Source organism: Pseudomonas sp. R11-23-07 (genome assembly GCF_003852295.1).
Taxonomy (GTDB): domain Bacteria; phylum Pseudomonadota; class Gammaproteobacteria; order Pseudomonadales; family Pseudomonadaceae; genus Aquipseudomonas.
In genome coordinates, this window is sequence record NZ_CP027761.1 from 4,578,430 (window position 1) to 4,595,709 (window position 17,280).

Below are 17,280 nucleotides of genomic sequence, written 5' to 3' on the forward strand. Positions count from 1 at the left end.
CCCAGGGGCAGGCACATGATTGACTTCAATGACAAAGGTTTCTTCAAGCTCAAACAAAACAACGAGTACGCCGAACGCGTGGCTTCATTGCTGCTGGATGGCGAAGAGGTAGTGGATGCGTACAAGGCCATGCGCGACGGCGTGGTGTTCACCACCAAGCGCATCATCGCGGTGAACGTGCAGGGGATTACCGGCAGCAAGAAGGATTTCACGTCGCTGCCCTATAAGAACATCGTGGCGTATTCGGTGGAAACGTCGGGGACGTTTGATCTGGATTCGGAGTTGGAGATTTACTTTTCGTCGCTGGGGAAGGTGAAGTTCGAGTTCACCGGCAAGACGTCGATTGTGGAAATTTCACGGTTGATTTCCAAGCACTTGCTTATTTGATCAGCGGGCAAAAAAGACCCTGGCGTCCCAAGGTCTTTTTTACTGCCTGCACACGGATTAAACGATGTATTCCGATCAAAATGGGGAGCTGGTTAAGTACAGCAATCGTAGTCTAAAACTACAACATTACCTCATAAGGCCCAAGCAGCTTACTGGTCTGCACTAGCCCCTGCCGCATCAACATCTCGAGATACCCTTCCCCATTCATCGGCGGCCTAACTAGTGCACGCCTCTGCTTCTGCACTGCCGCCAACACGGCCGCTTGATCCAAGTCCCAAAGGTCCGAGATAAAGTCGTCGGGATGCATCGGTTCTATGTCATAAGCCGCGAGTACCCGCACTGGAAAATCTTTCAAGTTAAAGGTCACGATAACTTCCGCCTTACTCCGAATCGCCGCGGCCAATACGTGACGATCATCTGGATCAGGCAAATCCAAACTTGAACACAAGTCTTCGTACCCTGTTACCAACGCGTCCGGTATGGCCTTGTCCATCAATGCCGAAATTTTATCTACTTGGTCGGGAGTGAGATCAGGTCGGTTCTTGAGGACGTTACGCTTCCACTCTTCATGAATCTGTCGGGTCCATCGCGCCCGGTACAACCCGGATAAACCAAGCCACATCAACAAATCCCTGAGAGCCGCCGGGTACAGAACACAGGCGTCGTAAACCGCAGTGAAAGGCGAACACCTCATTCGTCATACCCCAATCCCAACTCCCGGGTCTGCCGTACCAGTTCCTCCATCGCCTCTTGACTTTCTTCATCGCGGCGCTGTTTGAACGCCATCAAATCGGAAAATCGAATACGCCGATGACGACCGGTTTTCGTAAAGGGAATGGCGCCTTCTTCCAGCATCTTGACCAGATGCGGGCGTGAAACGTTAAGCAGGTCGGCAGCTTCCTGAGAGGTCAATTCAGCATGGACGGGTACAACTTTGACGGCATTACCCAGCGCCAGCTCACCCAAAATATCAACCAGCAGGCGCAGCGCGGATGTGGGGAGTACAAGGGTGTGAGGCTTGTCTTCTTTGTCGAAGATGTCGATGCGCTGGGTTTCGAATTTGGTCGATAGCAACGAAGCCAGCTCGCGTTGGCCTTGCACAGCGGCTTCGACTTCCCTCTCCAGCGGAGGAATTGTTTTGGGAAGGTGATTGGTGATCATGGTGCTACTCCGTCGTAACTTAACTCAATGGGCTCAACCTAAACGAAACAAACGAAAATCGCAATATTCGAAACCCAGTGTTATTTCTGTCTACTTTTCCCACGCCCACCGTCGAATACTGCCAATTCCAGCCCCCTGATCCCCCCCCGTAGGCTCACTCCCTCGCACAAGGAAGTGAGCCGGTCATGTCAGAACGTTTTTATCCACCGACTGAAGAACAGCTACGCAGGCAACGAATCCTGACCCCGCAACCGTCACGCGTGCCCTATTCGCCGGCGATTATTCCATTTGAGCCATCTCCTGCCCCAACTCCCACGCCAACCAAACCTCCCGGCTGCGTCTTCATTAAGCCGTGCCAACTGCCGGACGGCTTCACCCGTTTCGCTGACCCCACTGGTTATTTGCCGCTGAAGTTGTTCAAAGAGTTCGCCCGTTTAAGTCTGTTGGGCGGGCGCGGGCGCGGCTGACCCAAAACGCCGAATTTACCAATAAAGAGGAACATGGAAAATGGTCATGAAAATCAGACTGCGGTGGTACGAAAAACACAGTAATAACTTAAAGGCGGATGAGTATTCAGCGGATATCGAGGACTCAGACAGCATTCTCAAAGCGTTGGGTTTAGGCGAGGAAACCGCGATATATGCCGATATATTCAATATGCGGCCTAACTGGATAACGATTATTCAGCCATATTTCCAACACATGATCGAACCCGACCACCTCGACTACCAGATTTCCTTCCGTTACCAAGGCGCGTGGCCACCGCTTCCCAATCAACTTAAGAAGGGGTCTTGATGCAATGAGACCTCCACTGCAAAAGCCTCTGCTCTATCGCTCAGTCAACACCCGAACCCATGGCGTGCGTCATGGGAGTTGCTGTGCTTACAGATATCAACGACACAGCAAAAGCGAAAAGCGAGCGCTATCAACCCGTGGCTCAATGCACAGCCATCAAAGACACGGGTTCGATTACACCCCCCTATTCCGGTTCCTCCTGTCCAAAGTCGGCCACCCCTGGAGCAAGGTTTTCAGCGAAGCCAACGCCCGCCTGGATCGCCCGGAGCCGGTGTTCTGGATGGTTGCGCTGCATGAAAGCGACAAGCAGGAATACGTGAGTACGGGCGAAAATAGCTATTACAGCGGCTTGTGGGTGGACGAGGCTGGCCTGCTGCAAAAGGTCAACCCGCAGCTGACGCCCGAGCACATGGAACCCTTTTACGACTGCTGCACCCAAACGTTCAACGGCGTGGTGTTCGCACACGCTTTACCGCGCGAACGGTAGGCAGTCGGGCACGACAGCTTCCAAAGGTGTTCCGCCTTGCCTCAGCGATCACTTGGACTGAAACGTCTCCAAATACGCCAATATATTCTCAATTTTCTCCTGATCACTGATCCCCCAAAAAATCATCCGCGTGCCGCTCACCACTTTCTTCGGCGCTTCGATGTAGGCGGCAAGTTTGTCGCGGGTCCAGACCACGCCTGAGTTTTTCATCGCGTCGGAATACTGGTAATCCGTAGTAGTGCCCGCAGGCCGGCCGATGATGCCGTTGAGCTGTGGTCCGAACCCACCGCGTGCGCCTTCGCCCACACTGTGGCAGCCACCGCAAGTCTTGGTGAAGAGCTTGCCGCCCGCCTCGGCATCGCCGGCAGCAAAGGCCCCGTATGTGTTGAAGATCAGGGCAAGGGTCAACCAGGCGTACTTCATCAGAGGGCTCCGCATCGAGTGTTGCCGACAATTATGCCCGTTTAAATGGCCGTTTCCCCAGCCGCTTTACGATAACCGTGCGGGCCTGTGCTATGAACTGGCGCCCCCCAGCCACGTTCCTGCAGACCACCAAACGACCACCCATCGTTTAAAAAACATCCAATCGAACCTATATGCCCCGCCTCCACTCCACCCTACTGAACCCTGATGGTGGAGTAAGGATCATGGCTCAGCCATCGATTTTAGTATTGGAAGACGACGAGATCATTCGGGCGTTGATGGTGGATGTGCTGGAGGACTTCGGCGCATTGGTAAAGTCGTTCCCTTCGGCGGATGAAGGGATGATTTATCTGGAGCGGGGCGATGACCCCGTGGACCTGATTGTCAGTGATATTCAGATGCCCGGCTTGCTCAATGGTTATGACTTGAGCCGAGTGGTGGCGCATCGTTGGCCTGAGGTTCAGGTGGTACTGACGTCCGGCAACACCACGATAGCGTCGCAACTGGGTGGCTCTGTGCGGTTTTTGCCCAAACCCTGGAGTACCGACCACTTGCTTGAGTGCGTGCAAAAAGCATTGACCCAGCAAGGCTCGTCTGTGCATTAATAGCGCGGCGATATCATTCAACCCGAACTTCGTGCCAAGGCCTGTGGTCGTTTTACCTATAAGGAGTGACTTTTCTGATCTGATGGTCAGCCTTTTCGCTTGTTGCGTAAGCTGACGACAATGAATTGTGTAGAATCGTCGCCCGTTTTCATGCGTCATTCATGGCCGAGAGGCCCACAGTTCGAGCTCATTAATGCACTCAGAAGCCCATGACGTTGGTGCGCCATCTTTGTTGGAAACGTTGCGCACAGGCACCGGGCTGTTGCATGTCGCGCTGGAAAAGCGCCTGCCGTTTTTTTCCGAGCGCCTGGATACAGACTGGTACCGGCGCTTGCTCCAGGCCTACTACGGTTTCTATCAGCCGATGGAAGCGGCGCTGTATGACGGCGGCCTGATTCCCCATGGATATGACGCCGCGTCGCGTACGAAAACGCCGACGCTGGTCAGTGATCTTCGCGCCCTTGGCCTGAATGAGCACACCATCAGCACCCTGCCCCGTTGCACCCGACTCCCGCCTCTGGACACACCCGCCGCCTGCCTTGGCGCCTTGTATGTGCTGGAAGGCGCGACCCTCGGTGGGCAAGTATTGCGCCGCGAAATGGCCCTACGCCTGGGGATCGATGCCAACAACGGCGGTGCGTTTCTCGATATTTATGGCGCCGAGACCGGCCGACACTGGAAAGAGTTTCTCGACTACCTGGGTCGCCTGCCGCTGGACACAACAGCCAGAGCGCGCGCAGTCATGGCTGCCCGCTCCACATTCAGCGGCTTTGAGCAATGGCTCGACAGCCAGGAGGTACTGTTATGAAACCCGACGATTTTGAAGAGCTGCTTGCCAACTGCGCCGACGAGCCCATCCGCTTTCCCGGAGCGATCCAGCCTCACGGTGTGCTGCTGACATTGTCGGAACCCGGCCTGGAGATCATCCAGGTCAGCGCCAACGTCGGCAGCTTGTTCGGCCAGGCGCCCGAAGCGCTGCTCGGCCAGCCGCTGCACAGCTTGATCGGCGCAGAGCACACCCAGGCGGTGCAGGTTATGGCACAAACCGACACATTCTTCGACATGCCACCGTTGCATGTCACGCTCAATGGCGCGGACTTCGAAGGCTTGCTGCACCGCCACCAGAATGTGCTGGTGCTGGAGTTCGAACCGCGAATCAAGGATTTTCGCCCACGCGCGCTGAACGGTCGCACCAGTAATCTGGGCAAGATGCTGCAACGCTTGCAGGCGGCGAAAACCCTGCAAGCGCTGTACGAAATCAGCGTGAATGAAATCCAGGCCATGACCGGTTACGACCGCGTGCTCATTTACCGCTTCGAAGAGGAAGGCCACGGCCAGGTGATTGCCGAAGCGTCAGCGCCGTCCATGGAGCTGTTCAACGGGTTGTTTTTCCCCGCCTCCGACATCCCGGAACAGGCCCGCGAACTGTATCGCACCAACTGGCTGCGCATCATCCCCAACGCGGCCTACGAGCCAGTACCGTTGCTGCCCAAGCTGCGCCCAGACACCGGCGAGCCGCTGGATTTGAGCTTCGCCACCCTGCGCAGCGTGTCGCCGATTCACTGCCAATACATGAAGAACATGGGCGTACTGTCGTCCATGAGCATCTCGTTGATGAAGGGCGACAAGCTATGGGGCCTGATCAGCTGCGGCAACCGCGAGCCGCTGCTGGTGCCGAACGAGTTGCGCACCGCCTGCCAGACCATCGGCCAAGTACTGTCGTTGCAGATCAGCGCCATGGAGACCCTGGAACTGAGCCGTCAACGCGAGGAAAAAGTTCAGGCGCTGGCACTTCTCGATCAAGCGCTAAAGGCCTCCCAGGACAGTGTGTTCGACGGCCTGGCCCAACAAAGCCAGCTGCTGATGGACCTGACAGAGGCAGGCGGCGTGGCGATCATCGAGGACAAGCAGTTGCACTGCTACGGTCACTGCCCGGAACCGGCGCAGATCCGCGCGCTGCACAAGTGGCTGCAAGAGCGCGACGAACCGGTATTCGCCAGCCACAACCTGGTCTCGGTATACCCGCCGGCCGCCGAGTTCCAGCAGTTGGCCAGCGGCGTCCTGGCCCTGCAGCTGCCCAAGCCTGTGGATAACGGTGTGCTGTGGTTCCGCCCGGAGGTGAAGGAAAACATCCACTGGAGCGGTGACCCGCAAAAGCCGCTGGACCTGGAAAGCTCCCACGCGGGCCTGCACCTTCGCCCACGCACGTCGTTTGAAGTGTGGAAAGTGGTCATGGCGGGCATTTCCACCAAGTGGAGCCATGGTGACCTGTTCGCCGCCAACGACCTGCGCCGCTCGGCCCTGGAAAACGACCTGGCACGCCAGGTACAGCGTGAGCAGCAGGCCGTGCGGGCGCGTGATGACCTGGTGGCCGTGGTATCTCACGACTTGCGTAACCCGATGACCGTCATCTCCATGCTCTGCGGCATGATGCGAAAAGCGTTCAGCTCCGAGGGCCCGCACACTTCGCGACGCATCTCCTCGGCTATCGACACCATGCAACAGGCGGCCGGGCGCATGAACGTGCTGTTGGAAGATCTGCTCGACACTTCAAAAATCGAGGCTGGGCGCTATGTCGTCAAACCCGTGCCGCTGGAGGTGAGCCAGATGTTCGATGAGGCTTATTCGTTGCTCACACCGTTGGCGATGGAAAAAGGCATTGACCTGTCGTTCAACGCCGAGCCCGGCCTGCTGATCAATGCCGACCCGGAGCGTTTGTTCCAGGTGTTGTCGAACCTGATCGGCAATGCCATCAAGTTCACCCCGCGCCTGGGCTATATCGGCGTCAGCGCCATGAGCAACGGTGAAGAAATCGTGTTCTCGGTGCGCGACTCCGGTGAAGGCATTGCACCGGAGCAGTTGCCTCACGTGTTCGAGCGCTACTGGACACAAACCGAAAACAACCCCACCGGCAGCGGTTTGGGGCTGTACATCACCCAAGGCATCGTCCAGGCCCATGGCGGCGAAATTTCTGCCAAAAGTGAGGTGGGCCAGGGCAGTGAGTTCCGGTTCACGGTGCCCAGGGTGATTGAAGGCTCGCCTACCTGATACGTCTTGTGAATGTCATACCGGCAATATCACCACGGCTTCCAACCCACCCCCCTGGCGCTCGGCCAGGGTCAGGGTACCGCCATGTTCCAACACGATCGCTCGTGCGGTAGAGAGCCCAAGCCCTACGCCGCCGGTGCTTTTGTTGCGTGACCCCTCCAAGCGATAGAACGGCAGGAATACATCCTCCCGATGCGCTGCGGGAATGCCCGGGCCACGGTCGAGCACGCGAATCACCACCGTATCCTGCTTGTGCTGCAACTCGATTTGCGGCGCCGCACCGTAGTGGATGGCATTGTCCATCAGGTTGGTCATCACGCGTTTGAGGCCCAGGGGCCGGCCGAAATACACCAGACGTGGCGGCCCGTTAAACGTGAAGTCGATGGCCTGGTCGCGATAATCGTCGATCAGGGTCTGCAGCAACTCCGCCAGGTCCAGTTGGGTGGCCTGTTCCAGGCGCGCGTCATCGCGGAAAAATTCCAGGGCGGTGTTGATCATGGCCTGCATTTCATCCACGTCGCGGAACAGTCGCTGTTGCTGGTCGCTATCCTCGATGAACTCACCGCGCAGGCGCAGGCGGGTCAGCGGCGCACGCAGGTCGTGGGAGATGGCGGCCAGCATTTGGGTACGGTCCTGGATGAAGTGGCGCAACTGCGCCTGCATGCTGTTGAAGGCAAGAATCGCCTGGCGGATTTCGTGAGGTCCCACCGGCTCGATCGGCGGCGCGCGAAAGTCGCTGCCAAAACGCCGCGCACCTCGGGCGAAGTGTTGCAGCGGGTGGGCCAGGCGTCGGGTCGCGACCAGGGTGACCAAGGCGGTGGAGACCAGCACCAGCAGCGCCACAATCAGGCTGCGCACACCATCGTCCAGGCCCCAGCTGCGAGTACCGGTGCTGAACATCAGCCAGGATCGATCGGTCAGTTGCATCAACAGCACGTACTGGCCGTTGCCGTCGGGCCAGTCGGCAGGTTCATAGGCCTCCATGGGGCGCGTCGGGCCTTCAAGCAGGTGCTTGAACACGCGCTCGCCCGTGTTGAAATCCGGATCAGCCAGCACCGGCAGATTAAACGCCACCCGCTGCGCCGCCCACGTCACCCTGAAGGACCCGTCCCCCATCACCTGGGCAAGATGCGCTCGCTGCGCCGGTTCGGACGCCTCGATCACGCGCACCACCACCGCAACTTTTTCCAGCAGGCCGGTTTCAGCCAACGGCGGCCTGGCCCATACCCCCGCCAGTTGCACGAACAAAGCGTTGAATCCCAGCGCGGTGATCATTGCGACCAGCACGGTCAGCGCGATCCAGCGTGCCACCGTGTCGCGCGGACGCTGGATCATGAACGGGTCACGCTGGCGGTGAATTGATAGCCGCCATTGCGCACGGTGCGGATCATCGCCGGGCGCTTGGTATCGAATTCCAGCTTGCGGCGCAGGCGGCTCACCTGCACGTCGATGCTGCGGTCAAAGGCATCATGGCTATGGCCGCGCGCCAGGTTCAACAACTGTTCACGGGTGAGCACGCGTTGCGGGTGTTCGAGAAACACCAGCAGCAGGTCGAACTCGCCGGACGACAGCGGAATCATCACCTGGTCGGGCGAGCGCAGCTCGCGGCGCGTGAGGTCCAGCTGCCAGCCGGCAAAACGGATCAGCGGGCGCGCGGCCTCCCCCATCGGCGGCCGGCTTTCACCCGCCCGGCGCAGTACCGCACGCACCCTGGCGAGCAGTTCGCGAGCATCGAAGGGTTTGCTCAGGTAATCGTCGGCGCCCATTTCCAGGCCCACCACGCGGTCGCTGAGTTCACCCATGGCCGTGAGCATGATCACCGGCGTAGCGTATTGCTGGCGCAGGCGCTGGCACAGCAGCAGGCCGTTTTCGCCGGGGAGCATCAGGTCGAGGATAATCAGGTCGGTGGGCTGACGCTCCATGGCCGCCCACAGCTCAGCGCCACTGGCCGCGGTCTCTACCGAATAGCCATGACGCAAAAAAAATTTCTTCAGCAGGGCGAGGACTTCAAGGTCATCGTCGACGATTAACAGGTTGCTCACCGGCAGGCTTCACTGGACTGGGTCAAGGCGCCATCTAAAACTATTCGACGCGCTCCGTCATATATTTCAATCGTGCAATAAAGCGTCAGCAATGCAATAAAGCAGACATCTTTGCGCAAGGCGGCAATGCCAGCATCGGCCTCCCTTTTGCGGAGACTGTGCCCATGCACGCGTTGACCAACCCACGGCACCTGGCCCGCCACGCCGTGCTGTTACTGACTGTGTCTTACCTGGCGGGCTGTGCGAGCCCTCCACCCTTGACACCCACCACCCGCTGCGCGCAGGTGAACAATCCGGTGTATGACCCTGCCGAACCGGTCAACCGCAGGGTATTTGCGTTCAACCGTGCTGTGGATAACTACGCCCTGGCGCCTGTGGCGCGCGGTTACCGTTACCTGCCGGAATTTTTCCAGGCGGGTGTGCATAACTTCGCGAGCAACTTCAGTGAGCCGAAGGTATTTATCAACGACTTGCTGCAAGGCAACCCGCGGCGCTCGGTCAACACCCTGGGGCGCTTCGCCGTGAACACCACAGTGGGCGTGGTGGGGCTGTTCGATGTGTCGGATCGACTGGGCATCCCACGCCATACAGCCGACTTCGGCCAGACATTCGGCGTGTGGGGCGTGGGCAACGGCCCCATTGTCGAACTGCCACTGCTGGGCACCCACAACAGCCGGGATGCTGCAGGCAAGGTCTTGAGCTTCCTGGTTTCGCCATTGGGCGACAGCGATACGGTGCAGACCCTGGGCACCATCAGCCTGGTCGGCGGTACTGTCGACACCCGCGCGTCGCTGTTGCCGCTCACCGACAGCCTGCAAAAACTGCCGGATTACTACAGCGCGTTGCGTAATGTGGTGGCGGAACATCGCGCGGCTTTTGTGCAGGAAGGCGCGGAAGGCGCGACCTCTGCGGGAATGGACAACTGCGCTGACCGCCCTGCGGATGATTTCTGAAGAGGCTCGTCAGCCACAGTCATATCTTGCAGCAGTGCGTTTATAGCAGCCTTGTTTCTGCCGCTATTAAGGTTGGCCTTACTTCGTCCCGACGGGCGAAGCATCCTCTCCTCATAGAAGGAAACATCCATGGTCAGCGGAATCAACCCCTCACTGGGCAGCTTTCAATACCCACCTCTGCAACAGGATGATGCAGAGCCCCTGCGTAGGAAACGCAGCATCGACACCACCCACATGCAGCTCAACGCCGCCGAGCCTGATGGCATGGCGACCAATGACCGACGCAAAAACAGAGGAGGTGGGCTCGACAGCCTGGGTCAAGGCAACCTTCTTTAACTAGCCGCGTACGAAGGGCAGTGCACGGCCCTTCGTACATCCCTCCTTAACAAAACCATCACATTCACTCGCTTAAACTCGCCGGTTCAATCCAGCCTGGGGCCACTGTCTGCATGCCGCACTCCGACACACTGCCCGCCGTATTGGCCGGCCCACTGCTGCGACGTCTCGAAGCTCGGCGCCTGGTGTTGTGGCTGGTAGGCAGTCGAGCACTGGCACTGACGCTGAAGCTGCACCTGCCGGCGCAAACACTGGAAATCGCCCTGGACCAATGCCAAGTGGTACCCGTGGGGCGCCAGGCGTTTATTCATTTGATCGATGTGGCGCTGGACGAAGCGCTGCCTTTGGACGTGGCGATCAGCTACGACCTGCTGTTTGACGACACCGGCATCGCCGACTGGGCACCGCACCTGCTGTACGCGAATGCTCAATACCCGAGTTTCGTGTTGCATAGCCGTATCCATCAGTTGGTGCACGGCTCATGCCGCAAACCCCATCACAGTGCCGACGAAGGATTGCTGTGCGTCGACCGTCTGCTGGCCGAGGCCAAAACCCCGGCCGAACGTCCGGCCTTGTTGATGATGAGCGGCGATCAGGTCTATGCCGACGATGTCGCCGGGCCGATGCTGCGGGCGATTCATGGGTTGATAGCACGGCTGGGCCTGTTCGATGAATACCTCGAAGGCGCTGTGGTCGATGACAGCGCCAGCCTCTATGGGCATCCGGCCAGTTATTATCACCGTGCCGATTTGCTGCCGGCCTTGGACAGCAACGAGACCTTGCGCGAGCGCTTCTTTGGCGGCGTGAAAAAGCCGATTTTCACCAGCAGCACCGCCGACAACCACCTGGTGACCTTTGCCGAAGTCATCGCGATGTACCTGCTGGTGTGGTCGCCCACGCCCTGGACACTGACCACGCTTCAGGGCCCGCCACTGAGCCTGGAACGACAGCAGCGCTACGCCCGCGAAGAGGTCCAGATCGAGCGATTCCGCGACAGCCTGCCCGGTGTCGCGCGGGTATTTGCCCACCTGTCGACCTTGATGATCTTTGACGACCATGACATCACCGACGACTGGAACCTCAGCGCCCAATGGGAAGAAACCGCCTACGGCCACCCCTTCTCCAAACGCATCATCGGCAACGCCCTGCTGGCGTACCTGTTATGCCAGGGCTGGGGCAACCAGCCGGATGCGTTTGTCGAACTGGTGAGCCAGACCCAAGCGTTGACCACCCAGGCCCAGGCCAACCACCTGGACGCAGCCGCGCAGGACGAATTACTCGAGGCGCTGCGTAAATTCCAGCACTGGCACTACGTACTGCCGACCACCCCCGCGTTGGTGGTGCTCGACACCCGCACCCGACGCTGGCGCAGCGAGTTCACCCTCAAGCAACCTTCCGGCCTGCTGGATTGGGAAGCCCTGAGCGAACTGCAGCAGGAGCTGCTCGACCACCCTTCGGCCATCATCGTCTCGCCTGCACCGGTTTTCGGCGTGAAGCTGATCGAGACCGTGCAAAAAGTATTCAGCTGGTGCGGTTACCCGCTGCTGGTAGACGCTGAAAACTGGATGGCCCATCGCGGCGCCGCCCAGGTGATTCTCAACATCTTCCGCCATTCCCGCACACCGGGTAACTACGTGATTCTGTCGGGCGACGTGCATTATTCGTTCGTCTACGAAGTGTTGATCCGCCACCGAAACGGTGGCCCCAGGATCTGGCAAATCACCAGCAGCGGCATCAAGAACGAATTCCCACCACGCCTGCTCGAATGGTTCGACCGTCTCAACCGCTGGCTCTACTCCCCGCGCTCGCCGCTGAACTGGTTTACCCGGCGCCGCACCATGCAGGTGGTACCGCACATTCCGGAACATGCCGAAGCCGGCGAGCGGTTATGGAATTCAGCCGGGATCGGCCAAGTGTTTTTCAACGGGCAGGGCCAGCCTGAGGCGATTTACCAGCACAACGCGGATGGCAAGCCTCGGACGAAAATGATTGCGCCGCGCTCCTGAAACAGTCTGCCTGCCCTATTCAAAGGCCGCCAACCACGTTGTACAGTAGCGTCAGCCACGGAGTATCGGCGTCAACGAAAGCTGGCCTTGAAAGCCCGCTCATGCAGGAAGCGTGTAATGGACGATACACCCGGCACCGAACCGCTGCGTAATGACCTTGCCAATATCAGCACCGACATGTTGCATGCCATCATGGAACTGGTCAGCGACGGGATATGGGATTGGAATGCCAATACCGGGTTCGTCTACCGCAATCCCGGCTGGTACGAAATGCTTGGCTATCCGCGCCACTCCCTGGAAAACAGCGTATTCACCTGGGAAAGCGTGATCCATCCCGAGGATTATCCCCATGTGATGGCCGGATTTGATGACTATGTCTGCCAACGCGCGCCCCTGTACCGAGCCGAATACCGCTGTCGAAAATACGACGGCACGTACCTCTGGATCGAGGACCGTGGCTACATCATTGCGCGCAATCCCGACACTTCGGTAGCGCGCATGGTGGGCGCACACCGCGATATCCATGCACGCAAATGCTCGATTGAACGTCTTCAAAAGCGTAACCGCTCCCTTGAGACCTTGGTGCTCGAGCGCACCCTTGAATTGTCGCGCGTCAATCAGCAGTTGCAATTGCAACTGGTCGAAAACCGCTCCCTGGCCGAACGGGATGCCCTGACGCGCATCGCCAACCGTTATCGCCTGGAAAAAGTGATGCTCCAGGAATGCGACCGCGCCGAGCGCTTTCGCTTGTCATTGGCGCTGGTGGCTATGGATATCGATGACTTCAAGCCGATCAATGATCGATATGGCCATGGCGTAGGCGACCAGACGCTGGTCCAGGTAGCGGAAGGCCTGGAAACCTGCGTACGTGCCGGTGATGTGCTGGCCCGCTGGGGCGGCGATGAATTTATGCTGGTCTTGCCCAACAGCACTCTGCAGACGGCGAAGGAACAGGCCGAACGTGTGCGCCACACAATCCAGAACCTGTTTGCCGTCGCTGATCCCAAGATAACCCTGAGCCTGGGCGTGGTGGAACGGCGGGTGGGGGAGTCACCGGCGGCCCTGATGGCGCGCGCCGATCAGGCGTTATATCGATCCAAGGCGGCAGGGAAGAATGGAGTCTCGGAATGAATGATCCCGACTTTTAATAATGACCCGGCGACTTTATTTCGTTTGCGGCAGAGGCGCTCACGCAGCTTAGATAAACCGAGCCCATTACTGCCGAGTCAACGATTCATGAGCCGCGAAACGATCAGCCAATCGATTTCCATCGTCCATCCCATCAACCTCAGCCATGGAAAAAACGCTGAGGTCTGGGACACCGCAGGTAAGCGCTATATCGATTTTATCGGCGGTATCGGCGTACTCAACCTCGGCCATTGTCACCCGGCCGTGGTGGACGCGATTCGCGAGCAGGCGACCAGACTCACCCACTACGCGTTCAACGCCGCGCCGCACATGCCCTATATCGATTTGATGGAGCGCCTGACCGCGTTTATTCCGGTGAGCTATCCGGTCAGCGGCATGCTCACCAACAGCGGCGCTGAGGCCGCGGAAAATGCCTTGAAGATTGTGCGCGGCGCCACTGGCCGCACGGCGGTGATTGCGTTTGACGGAGCGTTTCATGGGCGCACCCTGGCCACCCTCAACCTCAATGGCAAGGTCGCGCCTTACAAGCAAAAAGTCGGCGTACTGCCCGGCCCGGTGTATCACCTGCCCTACCCCAGCGCCGACAACGGCGTGACCTGTGCCGAAGCGCTGAAGGCCATGGACCGCCTGTTCAGTGTGGAAATCGACGTCAACGACGTAGCCTGTTTCATCATTGAACCGGTACAGGGCGAAGGCGGTTTCCTCGCCCTGGATACCGAATTCGCCCGGGCCCTGCGCCGTTTTTGTGACGAGAACAACATCCTGTTGATCGCCGACGAAATCCAGTCCGGTTTTGGTCGCACCGGGCAGCGATTCGCCTTCTCGCGCCTGGGCATTGAACCTGACCTGATCCTGCTCGGCAAAAGCATCGCCGGCGGTGTGCCGCTGGGGGCGGTGGTGGGGCGCAAGGCACTGATGGACAACCTGCCCAAGGGCGGTCTGGGAGGCACCTATTCCGGCAATCCCATCGCCTGCGCCGCCGCGCTGGCAACCCTCGATGTGATGACCGATGAACACCTGCAGGTATGGGGTTCCCGGCAGGAGGAGGCGATCGTGCGACGTTACCAAGCGTGGCGCGCACAGCACCTGTCGCCGTATCTGGGCCGCCTCACCGGTGTCGGCGCGATGCGCGGCATTGAACTGGCGCATGCCGACGGCACGCCCGCCGCCAAGCAACTGACCCAATTGCTGAGCCTGGCGCGGGCTGCCGGCCTGCTGCTGATGCCCAGCGGCAAGTCACGGCATATCATCCGCTTGCTGGCACCGCTGACCATTGAGCCGGCCGTGCTGGAGGAAGGCCTGGATAAGCTCGAAGCGTGCCTCAAGCAGCTGGACTGATGCATGCGTCCACAAATTCGACCGCTGATAAGATGCCTCTTGTAGATATGTACGTATTTCTGTACGTTCAAAGCTTAAAACGAGGATGTTTTCATGGAAACTATCAACTACACCCATGCGCGTGCGCACCTGTCCGAAACCATGGACCGCGTTAATGAAGATCACATTCCACTGCTCCTGACCCGACAAAAAGGCGAACCGGTGGTGATGATCTCGTTGTCAGAATTCAATGCTCTCGAGGAAACAGCCTATTTACTGCGCTCGCCAAAAAATGCCGAACGCCTCATCAACTCAGTCAACAGCTTACGAGCCGGCAAAGCCAAGCCAAGGCAGTTGATTGAAGAATGAAAATACTCTTTACCCCTGAGGGCTGGGACGATTATCTGTGGTTTCAACAAAACGACAAGGCAGGGCTCAAGCGTATAAACCTGCTCATCAAAGCGATTCAAAGAGACCCATTTGAAGGTGTTGGAAAACCTGAGCCCCTCAAACACAACCTGAGCGGCTACTGGTCCCGGCGAATCACAGCAGAGCATCGTTTGGTGTATGGCATCGAGGAGGATGAAGTACAGATCCTCATGTGCCGTTATCACTACTGACCGGGTCCACCTTCAGGAGGCGCCTTGACCTGACTCCCCGGCACCCTGAAAATGCCCGACGCTTTTTTGTCTCTCCCCGTTTACTGAAGTAGTGAAATTTCAATGTCCGATGCGTACACCGCTGAATCCGCCGAAGCCTCCGTCGTCGTCTCGCACGCCAAAGCCGAGTATGAAAACGCCATCAATCTTTCACAGCATGTGCCAGCGGCCAAGATCATCAGCGAAATGGTGCTGGACGCGTTTCACACTTCCAAGGAAAGCGACCAGATCCGCGAGTTGCGCGTGGCCATTCGTCAGGCCCATGACGCCTTCGACGACGACAAAGCCTACGACCTCATGGGCCAGCTCAAGCAATTGAAGGACGCCGAAGCCGCCGACAACGCTGCCCTGGAAGACCTGAGCAGCAAGTTCTCCATCAGCCGCCTGCTGTCCAGCTTCAAGGACGACCCTGAATTCCAAGAGCTGGTCTACGGCCTGGCCCTCAAGGTGCTGAACCAGTCGCACCAGGCCATCAGCAACCCGAGCGCCGGCAAGGGCAAGGCCGCACGCGCCAAGAAGGACGCCGAGGTGTTTGTGATCAGCAAGGATGGCATCAGCGTCACCCTGCCGCTGCGCACACCGCGTTCCAAGCTCAATGTGGACCGCGAAGCGCTGGAGTTCCTGGGCCTTACCTTTGTAGGTGAAGGCAGCGAGGCGGAGCTGGAAAGTGACACCTTCGTTGACAACAGCGGCGTGGAGCAGCCGGTCACGCGCAAGAGCATTGTGACCGCACTGCAACAGCAAAGCGCTTTTGACGGTTACTCCATCGCCGCCCAGTAAATGCCGAAGCTATAGGCTGCGCAGGATGACCAGCGCCTGCTCGACCTGGGCGAGGGTGATATGCCGGCCCACCGAGGCACGCACGAAGTGGCTGACGCCCAGGTCCTTGAGCAGCAACGGGGTATGGGCGGCAGTGCCTGCCCAGAGGTTGAGCCCCAGCGCGCGGGCTTGGTCGACGAATGCCTTGGCCGGCACGTTGTGTGGCACGAACGAGACAATCCCGGTCTGTTCGAACTGGTCACACATCAGCGTTAACTGCGGCAGGCGCCGCAACGCCTGCGCCAGCAGCGCATAGGGCTCCGTGCTCACCTGCCCGCCGCCTACTTGCAGGTATTCCTGCACCGCCGTGTGCAAACCCACCAGGGCCGAAAGGCTCTTTTCAGCGATCTCCAGCACCCGAGCGCCGGACGCATCCACCTGGTTGACCTGGCCATCGGTGCTGGCGGCGTGCAGGTCTGCAAAATTCAGCTGCAATTGGCCCAGCAGGCGTGGCGACACATAAGCAATCCCGCTGCCACGGGGCCCGCAGAGAAACTTACGCCCCGCGCCTGTCAATAAATCACAGTGCATATCCCGCACATCCAGCGGCAACTGCCCCAGCGATTGGCACGCATCCACCACATACAGTGCGTTCGAACCCTTGAGCAGCGCACCCAGCGCCTCCACCGGATTGATCACCCCGCAGCAGGACGGCAGGTGCGACACGCTGACGAGAAACACATCGTCGTCCAGATGACGCCGCACCCAATCCAGGTCCAGCGGGCTGGTGGCCGTGGTCGGGATCACTTCAACGCGAATTTCGCGCGATTGCTTGAGGTAGTTGAAAAAGATCAGGTTCGCGGCGTATTCCGAAGTCGACACCCACACCCGCTTACCTCGGGGAAATTGCAGCTTGCCGAGAATGCTGGTCCAGGCCTCGGTGGCGCTGCTGAAAAAGCCAATCTGCGCAGGCTCTGCATTCAACAGCTTGGCCACCAGGCGGTACAGGTCGTCGTTGAGCAGCGCCTCGTAGGCCAGCTCGGTTTCATAGCTGCCCATTTGCGCTTCTGTGGCGGTAAAACTCTGGATCGCATTCAGCGTGGCCGGTGACATCAGGCCCGCACCGGCGGTGTTCAAATGAATCCTGTTCATT

The 17,280-nt window shown here is 58.9% G+C and carries 20 protein-coding genes and 1 pseudogene; 15 read left to right on the plus strand and 6 right to left on the minus strand.

Features of this window, described 5'->3' with window-relative positions; genetic code table 11:
* The first annotated feature begins 15 nt into the window (after window positions 1-15).
* Window positions 16-387, plus strand: coding sequence for a PH domain-containing protein (locus C4J84_RS20965; protein ID WP_124371778.1), 372 nt, complete (start codon window positions 16-18; stop codon window positions 385-387).
* A gap of 118 nt (window positions 388-505) precedes the next feature.
* Here the strand turns inward: C4J84_RS20965 and C4J84_RS20970 are convergent, their stop codons facing one another.
* Window positions 506-1,081 (minus strand): PIN domain-containing protein, encoded by a 576-nt coding sequence (locus tag C4J84_RS20970; protein WP_124371779.1) that lies wholly within the window; start codon window positions 1,079-1,081, stop codon window positions 506-508.
* Window positions 1,078-1,548, minus strand: a complete 471-nt coding sequence (locus tag C4J84_RS20975) for a helix-turn-helix domain-containing protein (protein ID WP_124371780.1) — start codon at window positions 1,546-1,548, stop codon at window positions 1,078-1,080. Before C4J84_RS20975 ends, C4J84_RS20970 begins: the two co-directional genes overlap by 4 nt.
* Window positions 1,549-1,733: 185 nt before the next feature.
* Between C4J84_RS20975 and C4J84_RS20980 the strand changes: the two are divergent.
* The 3 genes and pseudogenes from C4J84_RS20980 to C4J84_RS20990 all read left to right on the plus strand — a co-directional run.
* Window positions 1,734-2,003 (plus strand): annotated as a pseudogene (locus C4J84_RS20980) (detoxification); the annotation flags it as partial.
* A 52-nt stretch (window positions 2,004-2,055) separates the two neighbouring features.
* Window positions 2,056-2,343 (plus strand): colicin E3-like toxin immunity protein, encoded by a 288-nt coding sequence (locus C4J84_RS20985; RefSeq protein WP_124436025.1) that lies wholly within the window; start codon window positions 2,056-2,058, stop codon window positions 2,341-2,343.
* A gap of 145 nt (window positions 2,344-2,488) precedes the next feature.
* Window positions 2,489-2,830 carry a hypothetical protein gene (locus tag C4J84_RS20990; protein WP_305955453.1) on the plus strand — a complete coding sequence of 114 codons (342 nt, stop codon included), beginning with the start codon at window positions 2,489-2,491 and terminating at the stop codon, window positions 2,828-2,830.
* A gap of 48 nt (window positions 2,831-2,878) precedes the next feature.
* Here C4J84_RS20990 and C4J84_RS20995 read toward each other — a convergent pair whose 3' ends face one another.
* The gene (locus tag C4J84_RS20995; protein ID WP_124371782.1) at window positions 2,879-3,253 is read right to left on the minus strand and encodes a cytochrome c family protein; all 375 of its coding nucleotides are present in this window, start codon (window positions 3,251-3,253) and stop codon (window positions 2,879-2,881) included.
* A 224-nt stretch (window positions 3,254-3,477) separates the two neighbouring features.
* Between C4J84_RS20995 and C4J84_RS21000 the strand changes: the two genes are divergently transcribed.
* From C4J84_RS21000 to C4J84_RS21010, 3 genes are all read left to right on the plus strand, one after another.
* On the plus strand, window positions 3,478-3,858 hold the full coding sequence (locus C4J84_RS21000) for a response regulator (RefSeq protein WP_124364322.1): 381 nt from the start codon (window positions 3,478-3,480) through the stop codon (window positions 3,856-3,858).
* A 193-nt stretch (window positions 3,859-4,051) separates the two neighbouring features.
* Complete coding sequence (locus tag C4J84_RS21005; protein WP_124436026.1) at window positions 4,052-4,666, plus strand: biliverdin-producing heme oxygenase; 615 nt, start codon at window positions 4,052-4,054, stop codon at window positions 4,664-4,666.
* On the plus strand, window positions 4,663-6,906 hold the full coding sequence (locus C4J84_RS21010) for an ATP-binding protein (protein WP_124436027.1): 2,244 nt from the start codon (window positions 4,663-4,665) through the stop codon (window positions 6,904-6,906). Before C4J84_RS21005 ends, C4J84_RS21010 begins: the two co-directional genes overlap by 4 nt.
* A gap of 15 nt (window positions 6,907-6,921) precedes the next feature.
* Here C4J84_RS21010 and C4J84_RS21015 read toward each other — a convergent pair whose 3' ends face one another.
* Both C4J84_RS21015 and C4J84_RS21020 read right to left on the minus strand, forming a co-directional pair.
* On the minus strand, window positions 6,922-8,241 hold the full coding sequence (locus tag C4J84_RS21015; protein WP_124436028.1) for a cell wall metabolism sensor histidine kinase WalK: 1,320 nt from the start codon (window positions 8,239-8,241) through the stop codon (window positions 6,922-6,924).
* Entirely contained in the window at window positions 8,238-8,948 is a 711-nt protein-coding gene (locus C4J84_RS21020; protein ID WP_124436029.1) for a response regulator, read from the minus strand. Before C4J84_RS21020 ends, C4J84_RS21015 begins: the two co-directional genes overlap by 4 nt.
* Window positions 8,949-9,112: 164 nt before the next feature.
* Between C4J84_RS21020 and C4J84_RS21025 the strand changes: the two genes are divergently transcribed.
* The 8 genes from C4J84_RS21025 to C4J84_RS21060 all read left to right on the plus strand — a co-directional run bounded on the left by C4J84_RS21025 (window position 9,113) and on the right by C4J84_RS21060 (window position 16,148).
* A complete protein-coding gene (locus C4J84_RS21025; protein WP_124436030.1) occupies window positions 9,113-9,901 on the plus strand; it encodes a VacJ family lipoprotein in 789 nt (262 codons plus the stop codon).
* Window positions 9,902-10,030: 129 nt separating this feature from the next.
* The gene (locus C4J84_RS21030; RefSeq protein ID WP_124436031.1) at window positions 10,031-10,237 is read left to right on the plus strand and encodes a hypothetical protein; all 207 of its coding nucleotides are present in this window, start codon (window positions 10,031-10,033) and stop codon (window positions 10,235-10,237) included.
* Window positions 10,238-10,350: 113 nt separating this feature from the next.
* Window positions 10,351-12,243, plus strand: coding sequence for an alkaline phosphatase D family protein (locus tag C4J84_RS21035; RefSeq protein WP_124436032.1), 1,893 nt, complete (start codon window positions 10,351-10,353; stop codon window positions 12,241-12,243).
* A 117-nt stretch (window positions 12,244-12,360) separates the two neighbouring features.
* Window positions 12,361-13,374, plus strand: a complete 1,014-nt coding sequence (locus C4J84_RS21040; RefSeq protein WP_124436033.1) for a diguanylate cyclase domain-containing protein — start codon at window positions 12,361-12,363, stop codon at window positions 13,372-13,374.
* A gap of 105 nt (window positions 13,375-13,479) precedes the next feature.
* Window positions 13,480-14,730: an aspartate aminotransferase family protein gene (locus tag C4J84_RS21045; RefSeq protein ID WP_124371792.1), complete on the plus strand. Its 1,251-nt coding sequence runs from the start codon at window positions 13,480-13,482 to the stop codon at window positions 14,728-14,730.
* 93 nt (window positions 14,731-14,823) lie between these two features.
* Window positions 14,824-15,078, plus strand: a complete 255-nt coding sequence (locus tag C4J84_RS21050) for a type II toxin-antitoxin system prevent-host-death family antitoxin (protein ID WP_124368289.1) — start codon at window positions 14,824-14,826, stop codon at window positions 15,076-15,078.
* Complete coding sequence (locus C4J84_RS21055; protein WP_124408130.1) at window positions 15,075-15,329, plus strand: Txe/YoeB family addiction module toxin; 255 nt, start codon at window positions 15,075-15,077, stop codon at window positions 15,327-15,329. Before C4J84_RS21050 ends, C4J84_RS21055 begins: the two co-directional genes overlap by 4 nt.
* Before the next feature lie 102 nt (window positions 15,330-15,431).
* Entirely contained in the window at window positions 15,432-16,148 is a 717-nt protein-coding gene (locus tag C4J84_RS21060; protein ID WP_124420791.1) for a hypothetical protein, read from the plus strand.
* A gap of 9 nt (window positions 16,149-16,157) precedes the next feature.
* Here the strand turns inward: C4J84_RS21060 and C4J84_RS21065 are convergent, their stop codons facing one another.
* A complete protein-coding gene (locus tag C4J84_RS21065; protein ID WP_124436034.1) occupies window positions 16,158-17,279 on the minus strand; it encodes an aminotransferase class V-fold PLP-dependent enzyme in 1,122 nt (373 codons plus the stop codon).
* Window position 17,280: the final 1 nt, after the last annotated feature.

Excerpts from the sequence above, each read along its gene's own strand:
- C4J84_RS20965 (WP_124371778.1), top strand. The coding sequence starts at position 16 with ATGATTGACTTCAATGACAAAGGTTTCTTCAAGCTCAAACAAAACAAC.
- C4J84_RS20970 (WP_124371779.1), bottom strand. The coding sequence starts at position 1,081 with ATGAGGTGTTCGCCTTTCACTGCGGTTTACGACGCCTGTGTTCTGTAC.
- C4J84_RS20975 (WP_124371780.1), bottom strand. The coding sequence starts at position 1,548 with ATGATCACCAATCACCTTCCCAAAACAATTCCTCCGCTGGAGAGGGAA.
- C4J84_RS20985 (WP_124436025.1), top strand. The coding sequence starts at position 2,056 with ATGGTCATGAAAATCAGACTGCGGTGGTACGAAAAACACAGTAATAAC.
- C4J84_RS20990 (WP_305955453.1), top strand. The coding sequence starts at position 2,489 with ATGCACAGCCATCAAAGACACGGGTTCGATTACACCCCCCTATTCCGG.
- C4J84_RS20995 (WP_124371782.1), bottom strand. The coding sequence starts at position 3,253 with ATGAAGTACGCCTGGTTGACCCTTGCCCTGATCTTCAACACATACGGG.
- C4J84_RS21000 (WP_124364322.1), top strand. The coding sequence starts at position 3,478 with ATGGCTCAGCCATCGATTTTAGTATTGGAAGACGACGAGATCATTCGG.
- C4J84_RS21005 (WP_124436026.1), top strand. The coding sequence starts at position 4,052 with ATGCACTCAGAAGCCCATGACGTTGGTGCGCCATCTTTGTTGGAAACG.
- C4J84_RS21010 (WP_124436027.1), top strand. The coding sequence starts at position 4,663 with ATGAAACCCGACGATTTTGAAGAGCTGCTTGCCAACTGCGCCGACGAG.
- C4J84_RS21015 (WP_124436028.1), bottom strand. The coding sequence starts at position 8,241 with ATGATCCAGCGTCCGCGCGACACGGTGGCACGCTGGATCGCGCTGACC.
- C4J84_RS21025 (WP_124436030.1), top strand. The coding sequence starts at position 9,113 with ATGCACGCGTTGACCAACCCACGGCACCTGGCCCGCCACGCCGTGCTG.
- C4J84_RS21030 (WP_124436031.1), top strand. The coding sequence starts at position 10,031 with ATGGTCAGCGGAATCAACCCCTCACTGGGCAGCTTTCAATACCCACCT.
- C4J84_RS21035 (WP_124436032.1), top strand. The coding sequence starts at position 10,351 with ATGCCGCACTCCGACACACTGCCCGCCGTATTGGCCGGCCCACTGCTG.
- C4J84_RS21040 (WP_124436033.1), top strand. The coding sequence starts at position 12,361 with ATGGACGATACACCCGGCACCGAACCGCTGCGTAATGACCTTGCCAAT.
- C4J84_RS21045 (WP_124371792.1), top strand. The coding sequence starts at position 13,480 with ATGAGCCGCGAAACGATCAGCCAATCGATTTCCATCGTCCATCCCATC.
- C4J84_RS21050 (WP_124368289.1), top strand. The coding sequence starts at position 14,824 with ATGGAAACTATCAACTACACCCATGCGCGTGCGCACCTGTCCGAAACC.
- C4J84_RS21055 (WP_124408130.1), top strand. The coding sequence starts at position 15,075 with ATGAAAATACTCTTTACCCCTGAGGGCTGGGACGATTATCTGTGGTTT.
- C4J84_RS21060 (WP_124420791.1), top strand. The coding sequence starts at position 15,432 with ATGTCCGATGCGTACACCGCTGAATCCGCCGAAGCCTCCGTCGTCGTC.
- C4J84_RS21065 (WP_124436034.1), bottom strand. The coding sequence starts at position 17,279 with ATGAACAGGATTCATTTGAACACCGCCGGTGCGGGCCTGATGTCACCG.